The sequence below is a fragment of the Clostridia bacterium genome, assembly GCA_012840125.1.
GTDB lineage: Bacteria > Bacillota > DULZ01 > DULZ01 > DULZ01 > DULZ01.
Genome location: DULZ01000090.1, coordinates 1 through 26818 on the forward strand (window position 1 = coordinate 1; position 26818 = coordinate 26818).

A 26818-nucleotide genomic window follows, 5' to 3' on the forward strand; every position below is an offset into this window, starting at 1 on the left:
CTGCCCGCCGGCCGCCAGGAGAGAGGAAGGTGCAGGATGAGCAAGCTGAAGCGGTTCTTTCTTTTACTGGGGCTGCTGGTGTTGATTGCCGGCATTAATGCCATCACCGGGGATGTGGATGGTCCGGGAGGTCCCGATTATCCAAGGCTCATCCGTTATCATCATAACGGGTTGGAAGGTGAATTAACGGTACTGGGACGGGATTTCCGCCTCTCCCCGGAAGCGATACAAGCCGTGGAGCGGGTAGAGACCTGGCGCGTGTACTTGGAGAGTTTCTTGGAGCGGGTGGAAGAGATCGTGGAGAAATACGGGCGGCAGGCCAGGGAAATGATGCAGGACCTCAGGGACAGCGCCGGGGAATTTCTTTTATAAGGTGAAGTAAGATGGCCGGGAACAGACAAATGGCCAAAGCCGCAGGGTTTATCATGGGCACCATGATCCTTTCCCGGCTGCTGGGCTACCTGCGGGATTTAGTCATTTATGCCAATTTCGGTCAAAGCCGCTTGACTGATGCTTATCATGCCGCTTTTTCCATACCCGATTTCCTCTACATGCTGCTGGTGGGCGGGGCGTTGAGCTCTGCCTTTATTCCTGTTTTCTCCGGGTTGCTGGCCCGGGAGAAGGAAGAGCAAGCCTGGGAAGTGGCCAGTATCGTGTTGAACTGGATCCTGATTGGCCTTCTCCTCGGTACCGTCACCGGGTGGTTTTTTACGCCCCAATTGATCCGGCTGCTGGTGCCGGGTTTTGCGGAAGAAAGCCTGGGTTTGACCGTGTACATGGCCCGTATTATGCTTTTGCAAGTGATACTGCTGTCCGTCAGCGGCCTTATCACCGGAGTCTTGCACGCCCACAAGCGGTTCCATCCCCCGGCCCTGGGTTCCGTCTTGTACAACCTGGGGATTATCGCTTTTGGTTACTGGCTGTCCCGCTCCATGGGGATTGCCGGCTTTGCCGTGGGAGTGGTGGTGGGAGCTTTGCTCCATTTATTGATCCAACTGCCGGCCCTGGCCGGGGTCAAACCCCGGTACCGGTTGTCCTGGGACCTGCACCACCCGGAGGTGGGGCAGTTGCTGAAGCTGTTCCTCCCGGTCCTTCTCGGCTTGGCGGTAATGCAGTTTAACGTGTTCATCACCCAGCATATGGCCTCCGGTTTGGACGGGGGCTTGCTCACGGCCCTGCAGACGGGGCACCGGCTGATGCAGCTGCCCGTCGGGGTGTTTGCCGTGGCCATCTCGGTGGCTGTGTTTCCTACCCTGGCGGAACATGCCGCCAAGGATGATGTAACAGCGCTGGGGCGGGACACGTCCTTGGGGCTTCGTTTTATTATTTTCCTGGCTTTGCCGGCCACCGTAGGCTTGGTGGTGCTGCGGGTACCCCTGGTGCGCCTGCTACTGCAGGTGGGGGAGTTTACCGCCCGGCATACGGAGGCGACCGCCCAGGCCCTGCTTTATTACTGCCTTGGGATCTGCGCTTATGGGGCCGTCCAGCTCCTGAGCCGGGCTTTTTACGCCCTGCGGGATACAGCCACTCCGGTGGTGGTGGGGATGCTGGCGGTGGGGCTGAACCTGGCCGGCAGTTGGTACCTCAAAGGGCCGCTGGGGCACGGCGGATTGGCCCTGGCCTATTCCCTGGCAGGTATATTTCATGGGGTAACCCTGTACTGGATCTTGCAGGGGAAGTTACAGGACAATTCTTTGGGTATTATTCTTTCATTTTGTAAGAGCCTGCTGGCTTCCCTGGTCATGGGCGTCGTGGTCCATGTCACGGCCCTGGGCGGGGAAACCTGGTTTGATGTGACCGGGAAAACCGGCCAGCTGCTGCAGGTGAGCCTGGCAGCCCTGAGCGGCGGCTTAGTTTACGGGTGGCTGGCCCGGGTGCTGGAGATGGAGGAGATGATGCTAATCCGGCGGCTCTGGCGCCAAAAATTTTCCTGACTTTTGACAGAAACTTTGTTATAATATCTTTTTAGGATAAAAAATGCACATCTTTGCGTGGGACAAGGGAGAGGTTTAGATGACCCGGAATTACCGGCAAGAAAACATTCGCAATTTTTGCATCATCGCCCATATCGATCACGGCAAGTCCACCATGGCCGATCGTTTACTGGAGTATACAGGTGCCGTTAGTCAAAGGGAAATGGAAGAACAGCTGCTGGACCAGATGGAATTGGAGCGGGAGCGGGGCATTACGATTAAATTGAAAGCGGTGCGCCTCACCTACCGGGCCAAGGATGGACAAGAATATGTTCTCAATTTGATTGACACCCCGGGTCATGTGGATTTCACTTATGAGGTATCCCGCAGCCTGGCGGCTTGTGAGGGGGCCCTCCTGATCGTGGATGCCGCTCAGGGTATTGAAGCCCAGACCCTGGCCAATGTGTACCTGGCCCTGGAACATGACTTGGAGATCATTCCCGTGATCAATAAGATAGACTTGCCCAGCGCCGACCCGGAAAGGGTTAAGCAAGAAATCGAAGAAGTGATCGGATTGGATGCGTCAGGGGCCATCCTGGCCTCGGCCAAGACAGGGCAGGGGACGGAGGAGATCCTGGAGGCCATCGTCCACCGCATTCCCCCGCCGAAAGGATCCGCGGCTGCTCCCTTAAGGGCGTTGATTTTTGATTCTCATTTTGACAGCTACAAAGGGGCCATCCCTTATGTGCGGGTGGTCGAGGGCAAGATCGCCAAGGGCATGGAGATTAAGATGATGTCCACGGGGATGACTTTTGAAGTGAATGAAGTCGGTGTGTTTACCCCGGAGATGCGGCTGATTGACAGCCTGTATCCGGGTGAGGTAGGTTTTCTCGCGGCCAGTATTAAGAATGTTTCCGATACCCGGGTGGGGGATACCATTACCAGTGCCGCGGAACCGGCCAAGGAACCTTTGCCGGGATACAAAAAGGCCGTGCCCATGGTATACTGCGGCTTGTACCCGGTGGAAACCAATGATTACGAGGACCTGAAGGAAGCCCTGGAAAAGCTGAAGCTCAATGATGCATCCCTGTATTTTGAGCCGGAAACTTCCACCGCCCTGGGCTTCGGCTTCCGGTGCGGCTTTTTGGGGCTCTTGCACATGGAAATTATCCAGGAAAGGTTGGAGCGGGAATACGGGCTGAATCTCATCACCACCGCCCCCAGCGTCGTTTACCGGGTGACCAAAACCAATGGGGAAGTGCTGCTGGTGGATAACCCGTCCCTCTTGCCGGATCCCCAGTTCATCGAAACCATCGAGGAGCCTTACGTCAAAGCTTCCATCATGGTACCCAGCGAGTTTGTGGGAGCGGTGATGGAGCTTTGCCAGGAAAAAAGAGGTACTTTCAAGAATATGGAATACATCACCACCAACCGGGTGCTGCTGACCTATGCCATGCCGTTAAGTGAAACCATTTATGATTTCTTCGACCAGTTGAAATCCCGCACCAAGGGGTATGCGTCTTTGGATTATGAAGTAACCGGCTACCAGGTGTCCCAACTGGTCAAGTTGGACATCTTGATTAACGGTGAAGTGGTTGATGCCCTGTCTTGCATCGTCCACCGGGACACAGCCTATTACCGGGGCAGGGCCTTGGTGGAGAAACTGCGGCGCATCATTCCCCGCCAGTTGTTCGAAGTGCCGATTCAAGCCGCCATCGGCAACAAGGTCATTGCCAGGGAAACGGTGAAAGCTTTGCGCAAAAATGTGCTGGATAAGTGTTACGGCGGGGACGTGACCCGGAAGAAGAAACTGTTGGAAAAACAGAAAGAAGGCAAGAAGCGGATGAAACAGCTGGGCAGCGTGGAAATCCCGCAAGAAGCATTTATGGCGGTGTTGAGTATTGACGATTAAAGGGGAATAAATCTTGACTACCGGCCTGTACATCCACATACCATTTTGTATAAGGAAATGTTATTACTGTGATTTTGTTTCCTACCCCGGCAGCCCGCCGGAAACCAGGCAGGCTTACCTGGCCGCTCTCGAGCAGGAGATGGCCTTGTACCGGCAGTTATTGCCGGTGCAGGATTTGCAGCTGGAAACCCTATACCTAGGCGGCGGCACTCCCACGTGCCTTTCTACCCAAGAGCTCAGGCGCGTCTTACAGGCCAGCCGTCTTTTTTTTCACTGGCTGCCCGGCATCGAGGTGACCGTGGAAGCAAATCCCGGCACCATTGACCGGGAAAAGATGGAGATGCTCAAAGAAGAAGGGGTGAACCGCCTGTCCGTTGGGGCCCAGTCCTTCCACCCGGCGGAGCTCCGGCGGATGGGCCGCATCCACGGGGTGGATGAGATTAGGGACACCGTACGGCTGGCCCGTGAAAGCGGCATCAACAATATCAGCTTGGATTTAATCTACGGTTTGCCGGAGCAGACCCTAAAAGACTGGCAGCAGACCCTGGAGGAAGCGCTGGCCCTGGCACCGGAACATTTATCTGCCTATGGTCTTAATATAGAACCGGGGACTCCCTGGGGTGACATGGAAGCCGCCGGGAGGTTGGCTCCTGCCGGTGAAGACACGGCCCGGGCTATGTATGACGAGGTGCGAAACCGGTGCGCCGGCCGGGGCTATCAACATTATGAAATTTCTAATTTTGCCAAGCCGGGCTATGAGTGCCGCCACAACCTGCGCTACTGGTTGATGGAACCCTACTTGGGCCTGGGAGCCGCCGCATCCTCATGCTACCGCAGCCGGAGGTGGACCAATGTCCATGACCTCAATGATTATACGACTTTGGTAAGCCGGGGCCAGGCACCGGTGGCGGAGGAGATTTACCTGGACCGGCAAAGCCGGATGGCGGAGACCGTTTTCCTGGGCTTGCGTACCTTAAAAGGGGTGTCCCTGGCCGCTTTTCAAGCAGAATTTGGTGCGGCGCTCACCGAGATATTTCCTGCCGAAGTGGAAAAACTCTTGAAAGAAAAACTGGTCATTATCGAGGATGAACATCTAAGGCTGACATCTTTTGGTTTGCCCGTTGCAAACCTGGTCTTCCAGGAATTTATCTAGGGTCTCCCCGGTCCTTTTATCTTGACAAAAGGGCCGGCAAATGATATTTTCAAGATGAAAGAATTAGCACTCAGTAAAGCAGAGTGCTAACAAAAAGGGTGAGGGCAATGCCGATGGATGAGCGCAAGAAAAAGGTGTTACTGGCCATTGTCAAGGATTTCATTTCTACCGCAGAGCCCGTTGGTTCCAGAACAATTGCCCGCAAGTATAAAATCGGTGTCAGTCCGGCCACCATTCGCAATGAAATGGCTGATTTGGAGGAAATGGGATATATCGAGCAGCCTCATACCTCTGCCGGTAGGATCCCCTCCGACAGCGGTTATCGCTATTATGTTGATTGCCTGATGGAAAAAGAGACCCTGGGAGAGGCGGAAAAGGAGTACATCAGGCAGCGTTTTTCAAAACGCATGCGCGACATGCAGGAAGTGATCAATACCAGCGCCCAGCTTTTGTCAGAGATGTCCAACTATACCTCGCTGATCATGGGGCCTTATCAAAAAACGGACCGGATCAAGCAGGTGGCGCTGCTGCCCATTGCTACGGACAAGGCATTGCTGGTGGCCGTGTCCCAGTCGAATATCGTCAGCAACTATTTAATTGACATTCCTCCCAGCCTGAGCGAGGCTGATCTGGAACGAGTTGCCCAGGTTTGGAACAGCCGGTTCAAAGGAGTGGCTGTCACGGACATCGGGCAAGAAGTCCTAAACGACATTTACCAGGAGCTCTATGCCTACCGCCGGGTGGTGCAAGCCATTGTGGAAGTACTGGCAGGCAAGAGCGGGAAAGATGCGGGACCGGTCTCTTTAAGCGGTACGCTGAAAATCCTGAACCAGCCGGAATTTAAGGACTTGGACAAAGTACGGGGCATCTTGGAGCTGTTGGAAAGTCCGGACGTGATCAAGAAAATCCTATCCGATACCCCGCAGGGAGGGTTAGCCATCAAAATCGGTTCCGAGAACCGCCTGGAAGGCATCAACGAGTGCAGTGTCGTTACCGCCACTTATGTGGTGGACGGGGAATTAATGGGCCATATCGGTATTCTCGGACCGACCCGGATGGATTACGCCAAAGTGGTGACGCTGGTGGAGGAATTCGCCCGGCAGCTGCGGGAGGCCATTCAAAAACTCTATGAATAGCTTGATGAGCATATGTTCGCAACTTGGTAGGACAGGACAGCCGGCTTTCAGGCTGTCCTGGTTTCTTGGTTTTACATAATATATGGAAGGTAGAGGGTGGTGTAAAGGGTTGGTAGAAGAGAAAGGCGTGCAAGAAGACTTGAAGCAGGTAGAACAGGAAGAAGTCTTGGCAACCGGGCAGGATGAACCGGCGGTAGATGACGCTGCAGGTGAAGCTGCCGGTGCCGCAACGGCAGGGGAAATGACCGCCCGGGAAGAGGACACAGGAGGCCAGGCGGAACCTGGCTGCCCGGAGCTGGAACAGCAGATCCGGGAGCAGCAGGAGGAAATTGAATCTCTAACCAACCGGTTGGCCAGGCTGCAGGCGGATTTTGACAACTACCGGCGCAGAACCCGGAAGGAAATGGAGGACCTCATCCGGTTTGGGTCCGAACGGGTCATTACCGCCCTGCTTCCCGTGTTAGATAACTTTGAAAGAGCTTTGCAAGCGGCGGAGAACAAGCCGGAAGTCAGCCAATTCGCCACTGGGGTGGAAATGATCTACCGCCAGTTGATGGACATATTGGCCAAGGAAGGAGTAACCGTGATTCCCACGGCCAATCAACCTTTTGATCCGGAAAAACATCATGCCGTGGCTCAAGTGGAGACCACGGAATTGGCAGATAACATGATTGTGCAGGAACTGCAAAAAGGCTATGCGCTCCATGGCAAAGTAATCCGGCCCAGTGCCGTGAGTGTCGCCAAGAACGTAGCGCAGGATTAATGCAAAGGCATCATCAGTTATTCTTATGGTGTGAAGGAGGCGTGATGCATGAGCAAAATCATCGGTATTGACCTTGGCACGACTAACTCATGTGTAGCAGTAATGGAGGGTGGTGAACCCGTCGTCATCCCAAACGCCGAAGGGGCGCGCACCACTCCTTCCGTCGTGGCGTTCACGAAAGACGGGGAACGCTTGGTGGGTCAAGTGGCCAAGCGGCAGGCCATCACCAACCCGGACAGGACCATTATCTCCATCAAACGGGAAATGGGGACTGATCATAAAGTAAGAATTGACGGTAAGGATTATACCCCGCAGGAAATCTCCGCTATGATCTTGCAAAAACTAAAAGCCGATGCCGAAGCTTACCTGGGAGAACAAGTCACCAAAGCCGTCATCACCGTGCCTGCGTACTTTACCGACAGCCAGCGGCAGGCCACCAAGGATGCCGGGCGGATTGCCGGGCTGGAAGTCTTGCGGATCATCAATGAACCGACGGCGGCAGCCCTGGCCTACGGCCTGGACAAAGAAGAAGACCAGACTATTTTGGTCTTTGACCTGGGCGGCGGTACCTTTGACGTTTCCATCCTGGAGATCGGGGACGGGGTCTTTGAAGTGAAGGCCACCAGCGGCAACAACCGGCTGGGTGGCGATGATTTCGACCAGCGGATCATTGATTATTTAGTAGCGGAGTTTAAGAAATCCCACGGGGTGGATTTGAGTAAAGACAAGATGGCCATGCAGCGGCTGAAAGAAGCCGCCGAAAAGGCCAAGATTGAGTTGTCCTCCGTTTTGAGCACGAACATCAACCTGCCTTTCATTACCGCCACCGAGGCGGGACCGCAGCACTTGGACATAACCTTGACCAGGGCCAAATTTGAAGAATTGACGGCGGACCTGGTGGATAAGACTTTGGGACCGACCAGGCAAGCGTTGGCCGATGCCGGTTTGAAGCCGGGGGATATTGACAAAGTAATCCTGGTGGGTGGATCAACCCGTATTCCGGCGGTGCAGGAAGCCATCCGGAAATACATCGGCAAGGATCCCCATAAAGGGATCAACCCCGATGAGTGTGTGGCCATTGGGGCCGCTATCCAGGCAGGCGTGCTCGGCGGCGAAGTGAAGGACGTGGTACTGGTAGACGTGACCCCGCTGTCCTTGGGTATTGAGACTTTAGGCGGGGTGTTTACGAAGCTCATTGAGCGGAATACCACCATTCCCACTTCCAAGAGCCAGATCTTTACCACTGCCGCCGATAACCAGACCAGCGTGGAAATCCACGTGTTACAAGGGGAACGGGCCATGGCCGCGGACAACAAGACCTTGGGTCGCTTCTCCTTAGACGGGATCCCGCCGGCGCCCAGGGGTATACCGCAGATTGAAGTGAAATTCGATATCGACGCCAACGGCATTGTGCACGTTTCCGCCAAGGACCTGGGTACCGGCAGGCAGCAGCAGATTACCATTAAATCTCAAACCGGTCTTACGGAAGAAGAAATCCAGCGCATGGTCAGGGAAGCGGAACAGGCGGCGGAGGAAGACCGGAAACGGAAGGAAAAAGTAGAACTCAGGAACCAGGCGGATTCTCTCCTCTATCAATCGGAGAAAACCCTGAAAGAATTCGCCGATAAAGTGGATGCAGCGGACAAAGAGAAAGTGGAAGCGGCCCAGAAAAAACTCAGAGAAGCCATCGACAAGGACGATCTGGATGCCATCAAGCAAGGCACCCAGGAACTGCAGGAAGCAGTATTTGCCGTTACCACGAAGATCTATCAACAAAACGCCCAGGGGGCCGGGCAGGGAACATCCACCGAAAATGCCGGTCAGGAAGACGTGGTCGATGCGGAGTACAAGGTAAATGACGAAGGCAAGTAAGGGCTGGAAAGAAGGGAAATAGGTTGGCCAAGAGGGATTATTATGAGATTCTCGGTGTCCCCAGGGGGGCCACCCAAGAAGAGATAAAAAAGGCATACCGTAAACTGGCCCGCAAGTATCACCCGGATGTCAATCCGGGTGATAAACAAGCGGAAGAGCGGTTCAAGGAAATCACCGAGGCTTATGAGGTGTTAAGCGACGAGCAGAAGAGGGCCCAGTATGACCAGTTCGGGCATGTAGGGGACACCGGGGCCGGTTTTGGCGGCTTTGGTGGTTTCCAGGGTACCGGTTTCGGCGGCCTGGATGATATCTTTGACATGTTTTTCGGCGGAACCGGTTTCGGCGGCGCCAAGGCCAACCGGGGACCCCAGCCCCAGCGGGGTGCCGATCTCCGCTATGATTTAACCATTGATTTCGAAGAGGCTGCTTTCGGGGTGAAGAAGAATATCTCCATCCCGCGGACGGAGACCTGCAGCACCTGCGGCGGAACGGGGGCAGCCCCCGGCACCAGTCCCAGCAAGTGCAATGTCTGCGGCGGAACCGGGGAAATTCGCACCACCCAAAACACTCCCTTTGGCCGCTTCCAAAGTATCCGCACCTGTCATCGTTGTCAAGGGACCGGGGAAATTATTACGACTCCTTGCAGCACGTGCCATGGGCAAGGGCGGGTCCGCCGCACCCGCCACATTACGATTACGGTGCCCCCCGGCGTCGATACGGGGTCCCGCTTGCGGGTAGCCGGGGAAGGAGAAGCAGGTCTGTTAGGTGGACCCCCCGGGGATTTATATGTCATAATTAAGGTAAGACCTCACAAAATATTCCAGCGCCAAGATGATGACGTCTACGTGGAAATTCCCATTTCCGTGGTGCAGGCCGCTTTGGGTGATGAGGTGGAAATTGAGACCCTGGACGGGAAAGATAGAATTCGCATTCCCGAGGGTACCCAGAACGGGGCTACCTTTACCCTTAAAGGAAAAGGTATTCCCAGGCTGCACGGTTCCGGCCGGGGCGATCAGATCGTGAAAGTACACGTGGTCGTACCCACCAACTTGAACGAGAAGCAAAAGCAGCTGCTCAAAGAATTCGGCAAGACCCTGGGCAAAACCAATTTTCAACTGAAAGACAAGAGTTTTTTTGAACGAGTAAAGGAAGCCTTCATGGGTTAGAGACAAATATTAAGAAAGGCGGTTTTCCATGAGCAATTGGCGGGAGATAACGGTAGAAACCACGGAAGAAGCGGCTGAAGCGGTAGCCAACTTATTTTATGAGGTGGGCGCCCAAGGGGTGGTGATAGAGGATCCCCGGGTGATTGCCCGTTACTTGGAGGAGAATGTTTGGGATGCTTACGAGCTGCCCTCGGAGCTTCTTGAGGCGGAAAACATCGTGATCAAAGTTTACCTGCCAGTAGACGAGCGATTGGAAGAGCGCCTGAAGCTGTTTGAAAGCAGGCTGGCCGGTTTAGAGCGCTATTTCGTATCCTGGCTGGCCAAAGTCTCCTATGCGGAAATTGCGGAAGCTGATTGGTCTTCTGCTTGGAAAACCTATTACAAACCCCAGCGGGTTGGCGAACGGGTGGTCATCAGCCCTTCCTGGGAACAATATGAAGCTCAACCCGGTGATATTGTGGTTTGGCTGGATCCGGGGATGGCATTTGGTACCGGCAGCCATCCTACCACGGCCATGCTGATCCAGCTGATGGAGAGGTACTTGGCCCCCGGCAGTGACGTGGTGGACGTGGGCACCGGGTCCGGGGTGCTGGCTATTGTGGCCGCCAAATTAGGCGCCAAATCGGTCCTGGCTTTGGATATCGATACCCTGGCCGTGGAAATTGCCGAGCAAAACGCGGCTTTAAACGCAGTGAGCAGGATCGTTTCCGTGCGGTACAACGACCTGTTGATGGGGTTGGAAGGCCGGTATCAAATGATAACGGCCAACATTACCGCTGACCCGATCCTGGCCCTGCTGCCGGATGCCCGCCGGCTGCTGGACCCGGGCGGAGTGCTGCTGGCCTCCGGCATTATCCGGCACCGGTACCGGGATATAGAGGCGAAGCTCCGTGCATTAGGCTACACCTTAGTGGAAACCTTAACGGAAGGAGAATGGGTTTCCCTGGCGGCGAGGAAGGATTGATATGGCCCATCATTTCATCGTCCCTCCTGAACAGGTGGGAGCGGGAGAAGTGATCATCACCGGCAGCGACTTGGAGCACCTGGTCCGGGTGCTGCGGCTAAAGCCCGGCGCGTTATTCACGGTAAGCGACGGGTGCGGTTCCGTATACCGCTGCCTCTTGCGCGAAATAACTAAGGATAAGGCCATCGGCACGATCCAGGAAGCCGGCCCGGGTGATTCCGAACCTCCCATCCGGCTGGCGCTGCTGCAGGGCCTGCCGAAAGGGGATAAACTGGAACTCATTATTCAAAAAGCGACGGAACTAGGCGTGGCGGAAGTGTTTCCCATTGCCATGGAACGTTCCGTGGTTAAGTTGTCCCGGGATAAGGCAGAGAACAGGGTGGTCAGGTGGCAGCGGATCGCCTTGGAAGCAGCCAAGCAGTGCCGTCGTAATCGGGCACCGGTTATTCATCCAGTGATGACCCTGGCCGGTGCCCTTGATGTGCTGCCCCCGGAAACCCGGGTGCTGGTGCCCTGGGAGGATGAAAAGGCCAGGGGTATCCGGGCCGTCTTGAACTCCCCGGCCTGCAAAGGAGCGGGTAGCATTGCCCTGGTGATCGGGCCGGAGGGGGGCATGACCGGGGCGGAAGTGCAGCTGGCCGCGGAGCGGGGGGCGATGTCTGTGTCCCTGGGCCGGCGGATCCTCAGGACCGAAACCGCGGCCATCGCCGCTTTAGCTCTCATCATGTACGAATTAGGAGATCTGGGAGGCAGAGGGATTGACGGTTAAGCGAGTGGCTATTCACACCCTAGGGTGTAAAGTAAACCAAAACGAGGCCGAGGCCATGGCCGGGCTTTTCCGGGAAGCCGGCTACCAGGTGGTGGATTTTGACGGGGAAGCGGATGTGTACGTGATCCATACCTGCACCGTGACGCACCTGGGAGACCGCAAGTCCCGGCAGGTAATTCGCCGGGCGGTGCGGCAAAACCCGGAAGCGGTGGTCGTGGTTTCGGGCTGCTATGCCCAGGTGGCCCCCGGCGAGGTGATGGAGATCCCCGGGGTTGACCTGGTGATCGGTACCCAGCACCGGGCCAGGATTGTGGAATTAGCGGAACAAGTCATGCGGGAACGGCAGCCGCTGAACGCCGTCCAGGATATTTTGAGAGTGCAAGAATTTGAGGAGCTGCCCGTGGCGGAAACCGGCCGGGTGCGGGCCTTCATGAAGATCCAGGAAGGCTGCCAGAACTTCTGCACCTACTGCATTATTCCCTTTGCCAGGGGTCCCGTGCGCAGCCGCCGGCCCGAAAAAGTCTTAGAAGAGGCTCAGCGCCTGGTTAACAACGGTTACAAAGAAATTGTGCTGACCGGCATTTGCACCGGAGCCTACGGCCGGGATTTGGGTGAGGGGATTGATCTCAACCGTCTCCTTTTACGGCTAAAGGAAATACCGGGGCTGTTGCGGATCCGGATTAGTTCCCTGGATCCCAATGATTTTACCCCGGATTTAATCGATACCCTAACCGGTGACCCCGTGTTTTGTCCCCACCTGCATATTTCGCTGCAAAGCGGCAATGATAAGGTTCTGAAGGACATGCGGCGGCAGTACACCACCGCCTATTTTGCCCGTTTGCTGCAGGCCTTGCGGTCCAGGCGCCCGCGGATAGCCGTCACCACCGACATCATGGTAGGTTTCCCCGGGGAAACGGAGGCGGAGCACGAAAGTTCCCTGGCCTTTGTGGAGAAGATGGAGCTGGCCGGGTTGCATGTATTCAAGTATTCCCAGCGCAAGGGCACCAAGGCTTATCATTTTCCCGGGCAAGTTCCTTACCAGGTGAAAGAAAAAAGAAGTCATGATTTCCTGGCCCTGGATAAGAAACTCAGGGACGCATATGCTAGATCTTTCTTAGGAGAGACCCTGGCGGTACTGGTGGAAACAGGTGTGGACGGGGGATGCTGGGAAGGGCATACCGGGAATTACCTCAAAGTGCGTTTTCCCGCCGCGGCGGACTTGCGGGGACAAATGGTGCAGGTCCGGTTGGAGGAAGCGGTGGAGGACTTTATTATGGGAAGTTTAGTCTAACCTTGCAGGAACCAGGCTGAAACCGCCGAATTAATTCTTATTGTTCTGGTTGTACACTGGCCGGTAGTTAAAGGGGGTGTAGGAATGTCCGATTGCATTTTCTGCCGTATTGCCAAGAAGGAATTGCCGTCGGAGATCGTCTACGAAGATGAGCAAGTGATCGCTTTTAAAGACATTAATCCGGTAGCACCTGTGCATATCCTCATTATCCCAAAAAGACATATTCCCGACATGACTGCGGTGACCGAAGCTGATTTAGGCATCATCGGCGCCATCCACATGGCGGCCATTAAAATTGCCAAGGACCTGGGCATTGACCAGTCCGGTTTCCGCCTGGTGAACAACTGCAAAGACGACGGCGGCCAGGTGGTGTACCACCTGCATTATCATCTCCTGGGCGGGCGGAAGTTAGGCGTGAGACTCTAATCTTGACGCATTTTTCGCTATATAGTATAATTTATTCTGTGTTTTTTTGTGCAGATCTCCAGTAGTCCCGGCTGCAGACGCTCCCACGTTTGCTCGGCTTGGATGGTTGGTGTCGGAGGGAGGGAGATGGAGCTGTGAGTGAAGTACGTGTCGGCAAAAATGAGACTTTAGATTCCGCTCTACGCCGTTTTAAGCGTTCCTGCCAAAGGGCTGGCGTGCTGGCTGAAGCAAGAAAACGTGAACACTACGAAAAACCCAGTGTGAGAAGGAAAAAGAAATCTGAAGCTGCCAGAAAGCGTCGTTGGAAGTAGAAGGAGTTCCCTTCCAGCCAACCAGATGGATGCAGCCTTTTTGCGTGTAGTTTGTTTTGCTTGTGAAGACAAAGTCTGGTATGATAGATACCAGGCTTTTCGTTTTTCTGGCGCATTTTTCCCTTTTTGAAGGACCGGGGATTATGATATATTTAATTTGAGTTAAGTGACCCGCGGGTCATGAGCAGCAAAACAGGAGGGTAGCCATGAAGCAAAAAGGGGTTATATTGCTTGTACTAATCGCATTGCTTTTGACGGTGCTCCCGGTAGGAGGCGCCTGGGGCAGGGGAGAAACAGTTTATGTGGTACCGATCGAAGGAACCATCGAAAAAGGCTTGACGGAGATGCTGAGAAACGCCCTCCAGGAAGCCGGGGATGCCGGGGCAAGTTTAATCGTATTACAAATCGACACCCCTGGCGGATTTGTGGATGCCGCCCAAAACATCGAAAAACTGATCCAAAACCAGGAAATCCCTGTGGTTGCTTATGTTACCGGCGGTGCCCTGTCGGCAGGAGCCTTGATTGCTTTCAGTGCCGACCAGTTATATATGGCTCCGGGAACGACCATCGGGGCGGCGGAACCCAGGATTGGGACCGAAAAAGCCGATGAAAAAACCGTTTCCGCCTGGTCCGCGCGGCTGGCCGCCCAGGCAGCACGGGCGGCGGAGGAGAACGGCCGGGATCCGGAACGGGCGGCGGAATTGGCCCGGGCCATGGTGGAGTCGGATTTGGAAATTCCCGGTGTAGTGGAGAAAGGAAAGCTGCTTACGTTGACGGATAAGCAGGCTTATGAGTGGGGCCTCAGTGACGGTATCGTCTCGTCCTTAAATGACCTGCTCGCCCAAAAAGGGTTTGAGCAGCCGGTAATGGTCAGTTACCAGGCCAGTTTGGCGGAACGGCTGGCCAGGTGGGCTACCAGTCCTTATGTGATGCCGGTCCTGCTCATGCTCGGGATTGGCGGGTTGATTGTGGAGGTTTTCACCGTGGGCTTCGGTGTCCCGGGCACCATCGGGGTGGCTGCTTTAATCTTGTACTTCGGCGGCAGCTACATCACCGGGATGTCCGGCTGGGAGGCAATTCTTTTGTTCCTCCTGGGTATAATTCTACTAGCGGTGGAAGTATTATTGCTGCCGGGCTTCGGAGCGGCCGGTATCGCCGGGATCGGTGCTCTGGTCATCAGCATCATCATGGCGGCACCGAGCCTGGAGCAGGCCGTGATGTCCCTGGTGCTGTCCCTTTTAGGTACTGTTGCTTTTCTGGTGTTGAGTATCAAATTCCTGCCTACCCGCCGCGTTTGGCAAAAGCTGGTTCTGGCGGTGAAGCAGCAAAATGAAAGCGGGTATGTGGCACCGGAAGTCTCCCTCCAGCGCTTGCTCGGTGCGGAAGGGGTGACCCTGACGGTATTGAGGCCGGCGGGAACGGCGGAAATCAACGGGGAAAGGGTTGACGTAGTGGCGGAAGGGAGCTATATTTCCAGCCAAACCCCCATCAAGGTGGTGAAAGTGGAAGGTACCAGGGTGGTCGTCCGGGAGAAAAAAGAAGAGTAAGAATCTAAATGACTTAAGCTGAAGGAGGTAGTTGTATTGTTAGCCAGTTTGATTATTCTTGTGCTTGTTCTCATCGGTATCCTATTCTTATTCAGCTTCATTCCGGTGGGACTGTGGATTTCCGCGCTGGCGGCCGGTGTAAGGATCGGCATTTTTACCCTGGTGGGAATGCGGCTGAGGCGCGTACCGCCCCATAAGATCGTGGGACCCCTGATTAAGGCCGATAAAGCGGGACTGGACGTGAGTTCCGATAAGCTGGAGGCCCATTACCTGGCCGGCGGTAACGTGGACCGGGTGGTGGATGCCTTGATTGCAGCGGCCCGGGCCAATATCCCCCTGCCGTTTGAAAGAGCCGCCGCCATTGACCTAGCCGGGCGGAACGTGCTGGAAGCGGTGCAGATGAGCGTGAATCCCAAGGTTATCGAAACCCCGGTGGTCTCGGCGGTGGCGAAAGACGGCATCGAAGTGAAGGTCATGGCCCGGGTGACCGTCCGGGCGAACATTGATCGCTTGGTAGGCGGCGCCGGCGAAGAGACCATCATCGCCAGGGTCGGCGAGGGGATCGTCACGACGGTGGGTTCCTCCGAAAGCCACAAGCAGGTATTGGAAAACCCGGATGCCATCTCCAAGACGGTCTTGGAGAAAGGATTGGACTCCGGTACGGCTTTTGAGATTCTTTCCATTGATATCGCAGACGTAGATGTGGGCAGGAATATCGGTGCCCAGCTGCAGACGGATCAGGCTGAAGCGGACAAGAGAATTGCCCAGGCCAAGGCGGAAGAAAGAAGAGCCATGGCGGTAGCTAGGGAACAGGAGATGAAGGCTTTCGTACAAGAAATGCGGGCCAAAGTGGTGGAAGCGGAGGCGGCAGTGCCCCTGGCGCTGGCCGATGCTTTGCGCTCAGGCAAAATCGGCGTCATGGATTACTATAACCTGCAGAATATCCTGGCCGATACCCAAATGCGGGAAGCCATCAGCAAAATGGGCGGGGACAAAGGTGAAACGATAAATGGCGATCATAAAATCAAGTAGCTTTAAGACCCTGTGGTTGGGGGTGGTACCGTGGATTGGATAGGCCTCGTCATCTTTATTTTGGTCATGGTGTTTAAGGCACTGGGAGAAAGTGAGAAGCAAAAAAAACAGCGGGAGGCCAGGCAGCGGCAGAAGCCGCCCGCCGGTCCCACCACCAAACGGGTCCCGGCACCTCCTCCGGTGGAGGCCCCTCGCCCGGTGGCAAAACGGGAATTGGATTTGCCTCCTGTCTTTCCTTTTCCCTTGTTTGAACTATTCGAGGAAGACGAGGACGATGAGCCGGAGGACCGGGAAATAGTCAAGGAAGCAGTTAGAGAGGTGTTCCAGGACGCGCCGGCGGCTGCGGCTTTCGCCCAGCCTGTAATGCCTGAAGAACCGGCTAAACCGGCGTCAACAACCACGGCAGGGCCGCGGCGGGCAGCTCCGGAGCCGGTGCTGCCGGGGCTGCAGCTCAGCCGGGCGGCAGAAGGTGTGGTCTGGGCGGAAATACTGGGGCCTCCCCGGGCCCTGCGCCCTTTCCGGCGATAAACGAGGACAGGGGGAAGAGACAATGTCTCTTCCCCCTGTCGTTACCTGAGGCACCGGTTAACCGTAGATGCCTTCGATGTATTCCCTGGTTCTCCGGTCGCCGGGATCGGAAAAGATCTTTTCCGTCCGGTCGTATTCAACTAGCTCCCCGTCCAGTAGAAAGGCGGTGTAGTGAGAGATCCTTTTCGCCTGGGCCAGATTGTGGGTGACGATGACGATGGTGTAATCCCGGGCCAGTGTTTGCAGCATTTGTTCGATATTGGCCGTGTTCCGGACATCCAGGGCTGAACACGGCTCATCCATAAGCAGTACTTCCGGGTCCACCGTCAAGGCCCTGGCGATACAGAGCCGCTGCTGCTGCCCTCCTGACAGCTTGAGGGCGGAAGCGTGCAAGTTGTGTTTCACCTCTTCGTACAGTCCCGTCACCTTTAGTTTCGTTTCCACGATTTCTTTCAGTCTTTGTTTATCCTTGATCCCGTAATAGACCGGTGCGTAGGTGAGATTCTTGTAAATGGACATAGGGAACGGGGCAGGTTTTTGAAAGACAATACCGATCTGCCGCCTGACTTCTTCCACCGGATAAGAGGACAGGTCCTTTCCCTTGAAGAGTATTTGCCCTTCCGCCCGGCCGCCGTATTCTCCCAGCATCCTATTGAGGGCCAGCAGTAAAGTGGATTTGCCGCAACCTGAGGGACCGATGACGGCGGTAATGGTATTCTTCTCAATGCCCATGGTGATACCGTGCAGCACCTGCCGGTCGCCGTAATAAGCCTTCAAGTCACGTAGTTCAAGGACCTTCATCTACCTCACTTCCCTTTGCCGCAGAGTTAAAATAACGGAAACGATGTTAATGGCAAAAACCAGCGTGATCAGTACCAGTGCGGTGGCATAGGCCTTTTCCAAGGAAACGCCTTCATTGGTCAGGATATACAGGTGAAAAGGCAGGGCCATTACCGGGGCCAGTAAGGAATCGGGAACAGGCGCAAAGATGACGGCGCCGGTCAGGATGATGGGGGCCGCCGCTCCCATGGCAAAACCCCCGGCCAGGGTAACGGCGGAGACGATATCGCCCAGGCAGATAGGCAAGATGAGTTTAAATAAGGTGTAGGTTTTGGAAACCCCCAAAGCATAAGAAGAAACGATCAGGTGATGCCCCGCTTCTCTCAAAGTCTTTTCCACCCGCACTTCAATAAAGGGAAAGATCATAATGCCCAGGGTGATACCTGCTGCTAATAAGGACCGGCCCAAGTTGAGATTAACCACCAGCAAGGAGTAGCCGAAGAGACCGATTACGATGGAAGGGATGCCCGCCAGGCATTGGATCACCATGTGAGCTAGGGCCTCAATGCGCTGGGACTGGCAGTAAAAAACCAGGTAAACGGCCGTACTTAAGGCCAGTATACCGGCAAAGGTACAGGCCACCACAAACAAAGCCAGGCTGCCGGCAATGGCCGGGAAAATGCCCCCTTCCGTTCCCAAGGGGATGCCTTTGGGGCCGGACAAGATAAAATCCAAGCTGACGGAAGGAATACCGTGCTTGAAGATGTAACCGAAGATGAACACTAAAGTTACCAAAACCGCGGCAGTACTGGCCAGCAGCCATCCTTTAAATAGAAGTTCTTTCAACTTTTCCGTCATGAACTCAGCCTCACTTTTCAACCGGCTATGCTTTTTCTCACCAGGTACAGCATGAAATTGATCAAGAGGAGCAAGACCATTAAGACAAACCCGGCTGCGTACAGGGCATGATAGTGGAGGCTTCCTACGGCCGCCATGCCCATTTCTAAAGCAATGAGGGAGGGAATAGTCTGGCATTTGCCCAGCAGTTTAGGGGTAATGGGAGCATTGCCGATGACCATCATTACTGCCATGGTTTCACCCATGGCTCGTCCCAGCGCCAGGATGGCCCCGGCCAGGATAGCTCTCCTGCTTTCCGGCAGAACTACTTTTCTCAGGAAATAACTCTTCGGTACGCCCAGGGCATGGGAATAAGGGGCGTGAAGTTGGTAAACCCGTGTCATCGATTCCTGGCAAGTGGAAATGACATAAGGCAGTACCATCACCGCCAGCAGGATGCCCCCTGCCAGCACCGATTCCCCGGCGGACATGGACAAGCGGTTTTCCAGGAATTTGACCAGTACTAAAAGGCCGATGAAACCGTAGACTACCGAAGGAATACTGGCCAGGATGTCGATGACGCCCCGGATCAGCCTGCTGAACTGCCCACCGGTATAGCCGGCCAGCAGGAGCCCGGTGCCAATCCCGATGGGTAAAGCCATCACCAGGGCAATAAGAGACACGTACAGGGTGCCCAGGATAATGTTCCCGATAGACAGGTTTTCCGGGGAGTACAAGGGATTCCAAGTGGTGCCGGTAATAAATTTGATGATTGATACCTGCCGGAAGAACACCAGGCTTTCTTTAAAGATAAAGATAATGGCAAAGGCCAGCAGTAATAAAGAAAAAAGGGTCAGAAGTTTGATGACCCTTTCCCAAAGCCTGTCCCACAGCTTGAACATCACGCATCACTCCGGTGATCGGTGCAGGGGATGAACCCCTGCACTTTTTATCTTACAGGAATGAAACCCATTTCTTCAATCACGGCGGCCCCGGCATCAGACTTGATGACCTTGATGAAAGCTTCTTGCTCCGGAGTTAAAGCCCCCTTCTTGACCACAATCAGCGGCCTGGAAATCTTATAGGAGCCGTTAATAATATTTTCTTCCGTCGGTTCCACCCCGTCAACTTTCAAAGGAATTAATTTGCCCAGGTTCTGGTTCACCATCCCGAAAGAGGCGTAACCAATGGCGTCCTTGTTTTCAATGATCTTCGCGACTAAGGCCCCCATGGAAGGAGCTTGGATGGCGTCGGCTCTCACCTGGGTATCCCCCATGATGGCATTTTGGAAGACTTCATGGGCGCCGCCGCCTAAATCCCTGGTGACCACTACGATTTCATGGTGCGGCAGGCTGGCGTCCAGTTCATCCCAGTACTTGTACTCGCCGGAGAAAATTTTCCTCAGTTCTTCGCTGGTCAAGTTATCTTTAATGGTCAAAATGGGGTTCTCCGGATTGACGGAAATAGTCAAAGCGTCGATGCCCAGTTTAAACTCGTTGGCATCACCCATTTTTTCCCGTTCTTCCGCTTTAATCTCCCTAGCCAGCATCCCGAAGTCAGCGGTGCCGTCCAGGACTGCTTTCACGCCCGCACCGGATCCACCGGCGGAAACATAGATAGCAATGTTTTCGGCCGGGAAACTGGGATCCACTTTATCCCAAGTGGTGTTCTCCTCGATGAAGTTGGTGGCAATGGCGGAAATGACCGGGGCTAAAGTGGAGGAACCATTGAAGGTGATCTGGGCCTTGAAGCCGGCCGCCGGTTCTTCCCCTGCGCCGCCGTCACCGGCCGGCGGCGTGTTGGCCGCCTGGTTGTTGGAGCAGCCGGTCAAGGCTAGGGCCAACACCAGCAAAAGACTTAAGAAAATAGTCACAAACCGTTTCATAAAAAAAGACCCCCTTCGCTGCGTGCTGCGTTGTACTTTCCAGCTTAATTCTACGCCGGTTCGACCAGTTTGACCAATAGATTATTCCTTTACTATCGCACCCGGTGATAAAGAACCTTTATCGGCACCCGGCGGTTTAGGCGGGAGTCGTAGGCAGGATTTTACCGGGGAACGGGTCTGAAGGCTTGGCCGCCGGCATAAGAATGTAAAGGAGAGGAGGCTTGTGTCCATGGCCAAAAAGAAAAGCCGGGTCGCCCAGAAGACGCGGCAGCTGCAGGAACAGGTGGTAGACCTGCTGGAAATGCCCCAGGACGTGCTGCTGGACTTGCCCAAACTCACCATGACCGGCCGGCAAAAACTGCTGCTGGAAAACCACCGGGGCATCATCGAGTACGGCCTCACGAGAGTGCGCGTAAAAACCACCGCCGGCCAGCTCACCATTTTGGGAGAAGAGCTTTTATTAAAGAACCTGAAACCCGGCGAGATGCTGGTGGAAGGAAAAATTTCCTCCGTCACCATTGAAGATTGAGGTGAAACCAAGTGCAGCTGCGACAGTGGCCTTTATACTGGAAAGGATATGTAGTCATCCTGGTGGAAGGTAAAGCACCGGAGAAATTCATCAATTTATGCATGGTAAAGGGTATTCAATTGTGGGATATCGTGCCCCTGGGTAAGGAACGCTTCTTGGCCAAAGTAGCCGTTTCCCAGGTGAAACCATTAAGGGCCGTGGCCCGCGCCACCAAAGCTCGCTTTCGCATCCGGCAAAAGGCCGGTGTTCCTTTTGCCATGCGGAAACTGCGGCGGTACAAAGCTTTTCTGTCCGGGGCGGTGCTGTTTATCGCCCTGCTCTACTGGCTTTCCTCCATGATCTGGTTTATCGATTATTCCAGTCCGGAAGAACTGCAGGAACTGGATCCCCAAGCAGTCCTTGATGCCGCCTACGAACTGGGACTTAAACCCGGTGTCTTTAAGCATTCCCTGGACACTAAAGAAATCGAAAAAGCACTGCAGGTCCGGATTCCCCGGTTGGCCTGGGCGGGTATCGAGATTCAAGGCACCAGGGCCGTTATCCGGATTGTGGAAAAAAAGCTGCCCAGCAGCGAAATGCTGGACGAGCGCCGGCCGGGTCACCTGGTGGCCGTCAAGGAAGGCGTCATCAGCGAGCTGCTGGTCATCGACGGCCGGCCCATGGTCCAAGTGGGCGATACCGTCACCGCCGGCCAGGTATTGATTTCCGGCATTGTCACCCCGGATTATGCCGCCGATCCCCAAGGTACCGGCGGCGGGCGGCCCCGGCTGGTGCGGGCCAGGGGCATGGTTCGGGCCAGGGTATGGTATGAAGGCCGGGCAGAAGTGCCTTTAGTGGAGACAGGGGAAAGGTATACGGGCAAGGAAGCAACCACCGTGAAGCTGGCGGTGCTGGACCGGGAAATCATCCTCAAAGGACCGGCGGGACCGCCTTTTACCCATTATCACCGGAAAGAAATGAGCCATCAATTAGTACCCTGGAGGAATTGGCAAGGGCCTGTCGAATTAATAACAACGACTTACCTGGAAGTGGAGCCTTTCCGCCGGGAAATCGGCGCGGCAGAGGCTCGGGCGCTGGCTTTGGCACAAGCGCTGGAAGAAGTGGAAAGCCAACTGCCGGCCAATTGCCGGCCGGTGGACCGGAGTGAGCAGGTTGAGGAGGGGACTGGCGGTTCGGTGCGGGTGAAAGTTGTCGTGGAAGCCATCGAAGAAATTGCCCAGTTTCAACCTCTCACCTAGCGGGTGTGCCCGGCTAGGTTTCACTTTATGCCAGGGTGGTTACAATAGGAATGGACAATCATAAATACCGGCTTAAGGAGGAATAATTATTGTCACAGTACCGGGAGGTACGCTTCACTGTGGGCACAAACGGTGAGGCTCTTAATGTTTTTGGCATCGGAGATGAAAACCTGCGGTATATTGAAAGCCAAACGAAGGTGAAGATTGTCGCCAGGGGCAATGAAGTAGTCATTACCGGGGAAGACGCAGGGGTGGAACTCACGAAGAAACTGCTGCAAGAACTGGTAGCCTTTGCGCAAGACGGCAGTCACATTGATGTGGGAACGGTGAATTACGTGCTGAACATGTTGTCGTCGCAGGATGAGGAGCCAAAAGAGCCTTTAGCCGATGCCTTGTCTGACGTCATTTATGTTACACCCAGGGGCAAGAAAATCCGGCCCAAGACTCTGGGCCAGAAAAATTATATTCAGGCCATTAAGAATTATGATATTGTCTTCGGTATCGGACCGGCCGGCACCGGGAAGACCTACCTGGCGGTGATTATGGCCGTCAATGCCCTTAAGAACAAGGAAGTGAGCCGGATCATCCTCACCAGGCCGGCGGTGGAGGCAGGAGAGAAACTGGGATTCTTGCCCGGTGATTTGCAGGAAAAAGTCAACCCTTACTTGCGCCCGCTTTATGACAGCCTGTATGACGCTTTAGGGATGGACAAAGTGGAAAAGTACTTGGAACGAACCGTGATTGAGATCGCTCCCCTGGCCTATATGCGGGGGCGCACCCTGGATGACGCCTTCATCATTCTTGACGAGGCGCAAAACACTACCCCGGAACAGATGAAAATGTTTCTTACCCGCATCGGTTTTGATTCCAAAGCCGTTATTACCGGGGACGTGACTCAGGTGGACTTGCCTAAAGGCCAGTACTCCGGTTTGGTGGAAGCCCAGGAGGTCCTCAAAGGGCTGAAGGGCATCTCATTTCAATACTTGACGGAAGCGGATGTGGTGAGGCATCCCCTGGTGCAGGAAATCATTAAAGCCTATGAGCAGTTTGCACAGGGCAAAGCCGCGCATCGCCAGGAAAAGTCCTAGCGGTGAAAAGGGATTGGGAGGGGGAAAGCCCCATGGCAAAATGGTTTGAACAGCATGTTAGCGTCATTTTCAGGAAAGTATTTTCCAGCCTCAACGCCCGCCTCATTATCATGGGTGTGATTTTTTATGCTTGTTCTTTGATCATCCTGGGCATCAGCTTTATGCCCAAGGAGTTGGACATCCGGGAAGACCAGCCCAGCCCCCGGGATGTTTTTGCACCCCAGGGTATAGTCTATGAAAGTGAAGTCTTAACGGAGGCCGCCCGGGAGGAAGCGGCCCGGGCCGTGAAGCCCGTCTACAAGCTGGATACGGATGTACTGCCTGAATTGGTCGCCGGTGTGCGGGGCGTGTTTCAGGAGGTGCGGCGGATTCGCGGCTTAGAGGATATCGCGGATGATGAACGGCTGGCCATGCTGAGGGAGGCAGGTATCGATTTGCCGGAGGGGAATTTAACGGCCCTCCTCCGGGCGGAGGCGGAAACTGTCGATACCCTGGAGCGGGAGCTTGTCGCCCTGTTAAATGATGCCTTCAGCAAGGGAGTGCAGCAAGGAGCCCTGGCGGAAACCCGGGACCGCCTGCTGGAACAAGCCATGGAACTGGAAAATGTGCCGGAAAGGTTAAGGCCGGTGGGGGCTATGATCCTGGAAGGATTGGAGCTCAAGCCGAATTTCTTTATTGACACTGTGCTCACCGCCCAGGAAAGGCAGCAGGCCAGGGAATCCGTCGCCCCCGTGCAGGTGCGTATCAGGCAGAATGAAAAGATTGTCGGTATAGGTGACGTGGTCACCGCCGCCGATATCGAAGCCCTCCAGAAATTAGGGCTCCTTCGTTCCCGTGCTTCTTACACCAGCCTGTTCGGCCTCGCTTTGGTGCTGGCAATTGCTTTCGTCCTGCTGCTGTTTTTCCTCTACCAGTACCGCCGCCAGATCCTGACTACGGACAATCACTTCATCCTGCTGGGACTGCTGGTGATTATCGGGTTCGGCTTAATCCGGGGTATCAGCGCCATCAATATCGGCGGCAGCGCGGAGATCGTGCAGCTGGTGGCTTATCTGATTCCCCTGGCCGGGGTTTCCATGCTGGTAGCCATCTTGTTTGACCCGAAGCTGGCTCTTTTCCTGTCGGCGATCCTGGCCATTATTACGGGCATTATTTCCGACAACCAGCTCCAGTATGCGGTCAGTGCCTTTGTGAGTTCCGTCAGCGGGGTATACAGCGTATCCCGGGTCAGCCAGAGGGCGGACCTGGCCAAGGCCAGCCTGTATATCATGATGGCCAACGTGGTAACCATCCTGGCTCTGGGCATGCTGTTGAATTACAACCTCCCCATGTTCTCGGTGGCCCTGCCCCTGGGGATTTTCAACGGCGTGCTGTCTTCCGTGCTGACCATCGGTTCGCTGCCTTTTTTGGAGACCACTTTTGGCATTACTACTTCCTTGCGGCTGCTGGAAATGTCCAATCCGAACCAACCCCTTTTGAAGAGGCTGCTGTTGGAAGCACCCGGGACTTATCACCACAGCATCCTGGTGGGTAATCTGGCTGAGGCGGCTGCCGATGCGGTGAAAGCGGATTCCCTGTTGGCCCGGGTGGGTGCGTATTACCACGACATCGGCAAATTAAAACGACCCTATTTTTTTATTGAAAACCAGCTCACGGCGGAGAACCCCCATGACAAGTTGTCGCCCACCTTGAGCAACTTGATCATCATGAGCCACGTGAAAGACGGTTTGGAGCTGGCTAAAGAACACCAACTGCCGCAGGTGATCAGGGACATGATTGTCCAGCATCACGGCACCAGTTTGATTTCCTTTTTCTACAACAAGGCCGTGAACCAGGCCCAAGAAGGCCGGCACGATCCTGTTTCCGAGGATGATTTCCGCTACGAAGGGCCGAAGCCGCAAACGAAAGAGGCGGCCATCGTGATGCTGGCGGATTCCGTGGAAGCCGCCGTCCGCTCCATTCAAAAATCCAACCCGGGGCGAGTAGAAGCGATGGTGAGGAAAGTGATTAAGGAAAAACTGGCGGACGGCCAGCTGGAGGAGTGCGAGCTGACTTTTAAGGAGCTGGATATTATTGCCCAGGCTTTCGTCCGGGTGTTGAGCGGCTTTTTCCATTCCCGCATTGAATATCCGGACCAGGTGCTCAAGGAAATAGAAAGGAGAAAGCGGGATGCCAATCTCAATCATAAACCGGCAGGATAAGCTGCCGGTCACCGGGGAACTGGAGGAAATGATCCTTAAGGTGGCCCAGCTGGTCCTGGATAAGGAACAGGTCGACCCGGCCTGGGAAGTGTCCGTCGTCCTGGTGGATGACGAGCAGATTAGGGAGCTGAACCGGGATTTCCGCCGGGTGGACAGGGCGACGGATGTCTTGTCTTTTGCCTACCGGGAGGAGCAAGAAGAAGAACCGGACGTGGTGGACCCGGCGGCGGAAGAAGATGTCCTGGGGGATATCGTCATTTCTTTGGAAAGAGCCCGGGCCCAGGCGGAAGAGTACGGCCATGCTTTTGCCAGGGAAGTGGGTTTTCTGGTGGTCCACGGTATGTATCACTTGCTGGGGTACGATCACATGAGCCCGGAGGACGAGGCCGTGATGCGCGCCAAAGAAGAGGCAGTGCTGCAGGAGTTAGGGCTGGTGAGGCGGTAAAGTGGCCGGTGACGCAAGCAATAACCTGTGGAAGGCATTTGGCTATGCCTGGGCAGGCCTCCGCTGGGCCTTAGCCCGCGAACGGAACCTGCGCATCCATGCAGCGGCGGCACTGGCGGTGCTGGCGGCAGGTTTCCTGTTTGGTTTGAACGGCCTTGAATGGGCGGTTATTTCTTTAACCGTCTTTTTCGTCCTGGCGGCGGAACTGTTCAACACCGCGCTGGAACAAGTAGTTGATCTGACGGTGGGCGACCGGTATCATCCGCTGGCGAAAATCGCCAAGGATGCGGCCGCCGGGGCGGTACTGTTAGCGGCCCTCAACGCTGTGATTGTGGGCTGCATCATTTTCGGCAGCAGGATTTTGAGGATGGTGTGAGGAGGCAAGGTATGGGCAGTATTAAAAAATACTTTATTACAGGTGCTATTGCTATCCTGCCTTTGGCAGCGACGGTTTTCGTGCTGAACTGGCTCTTTAATGTGACCGATGACTTGGCCGTGGATTTTGTGGCCCTGGTTACCGGGCACCGGATTAAAGGGCTGGGAGTCTTGAGCATCCTCATCCTGGTCTTCTTGACGGGATTGTTCACCGCCAACGTGCTGGGCAGGACTTTGCTGAACTACGGGGAGGCATTGATCAGCCGGGTGCCCATTGTCGGGGTGATTTACCGGACCGTCAAGCAGATTATTGAGGCTTTTTCCACCGACAAGAGTGCTTTCCAACGGGTGGTGATGTTGGAGTACCCCAGGAAAGGGATTTACGCTTTGGCTTTTGTGACCGGCACATCGGAAGGTGTTTTGACGGAAAACGTTCCGGGGAAGGAGCGGCTGGTGAACGTGTTCTTGCCGACGACGCCAAACCCGACCTCCGGTTTCCTGCTGCTGGTGCCGGAAAGCGAACTGATCCCGGTGGACATCTCTGTAGAAGAAGGGATAAAATTGATCATATCCGGCGGCGTGATCACGCCCCAATCCGTGAACAAGCACAAGGTGACGGAAACCGTTTCCTAATGAATGCAGACGGGAGGCCGGAAG

General features: G+C 55.0%; 27 protein-coding genes. 23 read left to right on the forward strand and 4 right to left on the reverse strand.

Annotated features, from left to right (window positions below):
• Positions 1-36 precede the first annotated feature (36 nt).
• From GXX34_10225 to GXX34_10300, 16 genes are all read left to right on the forward strand, one after another.
• Positions 37-372 carry a hypothetical protein gene (locus tag GXX34_10225; protein HHW07878.1) on the forward strand — a complete coding sequence of 112 codons (336 nt, stop codon included), beginning with the start codon at positions 37-39 and terminating at the stop codon, positions 370-372.
• An 11-nt stretch (positions 373-383) separates the two neighbouring features.
• Positions 384-1934, forward strand: coding sequence for a murein biosynthesis integral membrane protein MurJ (murJ, locus tag GXX34_10230; protein ID HHW07879.1), 1551 nt, complete (start codon positions 384-386; stop codon positions 1932-1934).
• Between the two features lie 79 nt (positions 1935-2013).
• Positions 2014-3825 (forward strand): elongation factor 4, encoded by a 1812-nt coding sequence (gene lepA, locus GXX34_10235; protein ID HHW07880.1) that lies wholly within the window; start codon positions 2014-2016, stop codon positions 3823-3825.
• Positions 3826-3838: 13 nt separating this feature from the next.
• Positions 3839-4978, forward strand: a complete 1140-nt coding sequence (hemW, locus tag GXX34_10240) for a radical SAM family heme chaperone HemW (GenBank protein HHW07881.1) — start codon at positions 3839-3841, stop codon at positions 4976-4978.
• A gap of 107 nt (positions 4979-5085) precedes the next feature.
• Entirely contained in the window at positions 5086-6114 is a 1029-nt protein-coding gene (gene hrcA, locus GXX34_10245; GenBank protein ID HHW07882.1) for a heat-inducible transcription repressor HrcA, read from the forward strand.
• A 109-nt stretch (positions 6115-6223) separates the two neighbouring features.
• On the forward strand, positions 6224-6877 hold the full coding sequence (grpE, locus tag GXX34_10250) for a nucleotide exchange factor GrpE (protein HHW07883.1): 654 nt from the start codon (positions 6224-6226) through the stop codon (positions 6875-6877).
• A 48-nt stretch (positions 6878-6925) separates the two neighbouring features.
• Positions 6926-8749, forward strand: a complete 1824-nt coding sequence (dnaK, locus tag GXX34_10255) for a molecular chaperone DnaK (GenBank protein HHW07884.1) — start codon at positions 6926-6928, stop codon at positions 8747-8749.
• 23 nt (positions 8750-8772) lie between these two features.
• Complete coding sequence (gene dnaJ / locus GXX34_10260) at positions 8773-9915, forward strand: molecular chaperone DnaJ (protein HHW07885.1); 1143 nt, start codon at positions 8773-8775, stop codon at positions 9913-9915.
• A 28-nt stretch (positions 9916-9943) separates the two neighbouring features.
• On the forward strand, positions 9944-10879 hold the full coding sequence (gene prmA / locus GXX34_10265; protein HHW07886.1) for a 50S ribosomal protein L11 methyltransferase: 936 nt from the start codon (positions 9944-9946) through the stop codon (positions 10877-10879).
• Between the two features lies 1 nt (position 10880).
• Positions 10881-11648 carry a 16S rRNA (uracil(1498)-N(3))-methyltransferase gene (locus tag GXX34_10270; protein HHW07887.1) on the forward strand — a complete coding sequence of 256 codons (768 nt, stop codon included), beginning with the start codon at positions 10881-10883 and terminating at the stop codon, positions 11646-11648.
• Entirely contained in the window at positions 11638-12939 is a 1302-nt protein-coding gene (gene mtaB / locus GXX34_10275) for a tRNA (N(6)-L-threonylcarbamoyladenosine(37)-C(2))-methylthiotransferase MtaB (protein ID HHW07888.1), read from the forward strand. The genes GXX34_10270 and mtaB overlap by 11 nt, the downstream gene beginning before the upstream one ends.
• An 84-nt stretch (positions 12940-13023) precedes the next feature.
• On the forward strand, positions 13024-13365 hold the full coding sequence (locus GXX34_10280; GenBank protein ID HHW07889.1) for a histidine triad nucleotide-binding protein: 342 nt from the start codon (positions 13024-13026) through the stop codon (positions 13363-13365).
• Positions 13366-13499: 134 nt separating this feature from the next.
• Positions 13500-13676, forward strand: a complete 177-nt coding sequence (locus tag GXX34_10285) for a 30S ribosomal protein S21 (protein HHW07890.1) — start codon at positions 13500-13502, stop codon at positions 13674-13676.
• A 206-nt stretch (positions 13677-13882) separates the two neighbouring features.
• Positions 13883-15223 (forward strand): nodulation protein NfeD, encoded by a 1341-nt coding sequence (locus tag GXX34_10290; GenBank protein HHW07891.1) that lies wholly within the window; start codon positions 13883-13885, stop codon positions 15221-15223.
• Between the two features lie 18 nt (positions 15224-15241).
• On the forward strand, positions 15242-16255 hold the full coding sequence (floA, locus tag GXX34_10295) for a flotillin-like protein FloA (GenBank protein ID HHW07892.1): 1014 nt from the start codon (positions 15242-15244) through the stop codon (positions 16253-16255).
• A 30-nt stretch (positions 16256-16285) separates the two neighbouring features.
• A complete protein-coding gene (locus GXX34_10300; GenBank protein ID HHW07893.1) occupies positions 16286-16783 on the forward strand; it encodes a hypothetical protein in 498 nt (165 codons plus the stop codon).
• A gap of 57 nt (positions 16784-16840) precedes the next feature.
• Here the strand turns inward: GXX34_10300 and GXX34_10305 are convergent, their stop codons facing one another.
• The 4 genes from GXX34_10305 to GXX34_10320 are packed head-to-tail and all read right to left on the reverse strand — an operon-like array spanning position 16841 to position 20285.
• Positions 16841-17584 carry a phosphate ABC transporter ATP-binding protein gene (locus GXX34_10305; protein ID HHW07894.1) on the reverse strand — a complete coding sequence of 248 codons (744 nt, stop codon included), beginning with the start codon at positions 17582-17584 and terminating at the stop codon, positions 16841-16843.
• Positions 17585-18421, reverse strand: a complete 837-nt coding sequence (locus GXX34_10310; protein HHW07895.1) for an ABC transporter permease subunit — start codon at positions 18419-18421, stop codon at positions 17585-17587. It abuts the gene before it with no gap.
• A 17-nt stretch (positions 18422-18438) separates the two neighbouring features.
• Complete coding sequence (gene pstC, locus GXX34_10315; protein HHW07896.1) at positions 18439-19302, reverse strand: phosphate ABC transporter permease subunit PstC; 864 nt, start codon at positions 19300-19302, stop codon at positions 18439-18441.
• 47 nt (positions 19303-19349) lie between these two features.
• Positions 19350-20285 (reverse strand): phosphate ABC transporter substrate-binding protein, encoded by a 936-nt coding sequence (locus GXX34_10320; GenBank protein ID HHW07897.1) that lies wholly within the window; start codon positions 20283-20285, stop codon positions 19350-19352.
• A gap of 229 nt (positions 20286-20514) precedes the next feature.
• Between GXX34_10320 and yqfC the strand changes: the two genes are divergently transcribed.
• The 7 genes from yqfC to GXX34_10355 all read left to right on the forward strand — a co-directional run bounded on the left by yqfC (position 20515) and on the right by GXX34_10355 (position 26794).
• Entirely contained in the window at positions 20515-20814 is a 300-nt protein-coding gene (gene yqfC, locus GXX34_10325) for a sporulation protein YqfC (protein ID HHW07898.1), read from the forward strand.
• A gap of 11 nt (positions 20815-20825) precedes the next feature.
• Positions 20826-22052, forward strand: a complete 1227-nt coding sequence (yqfD, locus tag GXX34_10330) for a sporulation protein YqfD (protein HHW07899.1) — start codon at positions 20826-20828, stop codon at positions 22050-22052.
• 89 nt (positions 22053-22141) lie between these two features.
• Positions 22142-23140: a PhoH family protein gene (locus GXX34_10335; GenBank protein HHW07900.1), complete on the forward strand. Its 999-nt coding sequence runs from the start codon at positions 22142-22144 to the stop codon at positions 23138-23140.
• 32 nt (positions 23141-23172) lie between these two features.
• Positions 23173-25341 carry an HDIG domain-containing protein gene (locus GXX34_10340; GenBank protein HHW07901.1) on the forward strand — a complete coding sequence of 723 codons (2169 nt, stop codon included), beginning with the start codon at positions 23173-23175 and terminating at the stop codon, positions 25339-25341.
• Positions 25310-25786 (forward strand): rRNA maturation RNase YbeY, encoded by a 477-nt coding sequence (ybeY, locus tag GXX34_10345; protein HHW07902.1) that lies wholly within the window; start codon positions 25310-25312, stop codon positions 25784-25786. The genes GXX34_10340 and ybeY overlap by 32 nt, the downstream gene beginning before the upstream one ends.
• 1 nt (position 25787) lies before the next feature.
• On the forward strand, positions 25788-26162 hold the full coding sequence (locus tag GXX34_10350) for a diacylglycerol kinase family protein (protein HHW07903.1): 375 nt from the start codon (positions 25788-25790) through the stop codon (positions 26160-26162).
• Between the two features lie 11 nt (positions 26163-26173).
• Positions 26174-26794, forward strand: coding sequence for a DUF502 domain-containing protein (locus GXX34_10355; protein HHW07904.1), 621 nt, complete (start codon positions 26174-26176; stop codon positions 26792-26794).
• The last annotated feature ends 24 nt before the right edge of the window (positions 26795-26818 follow it).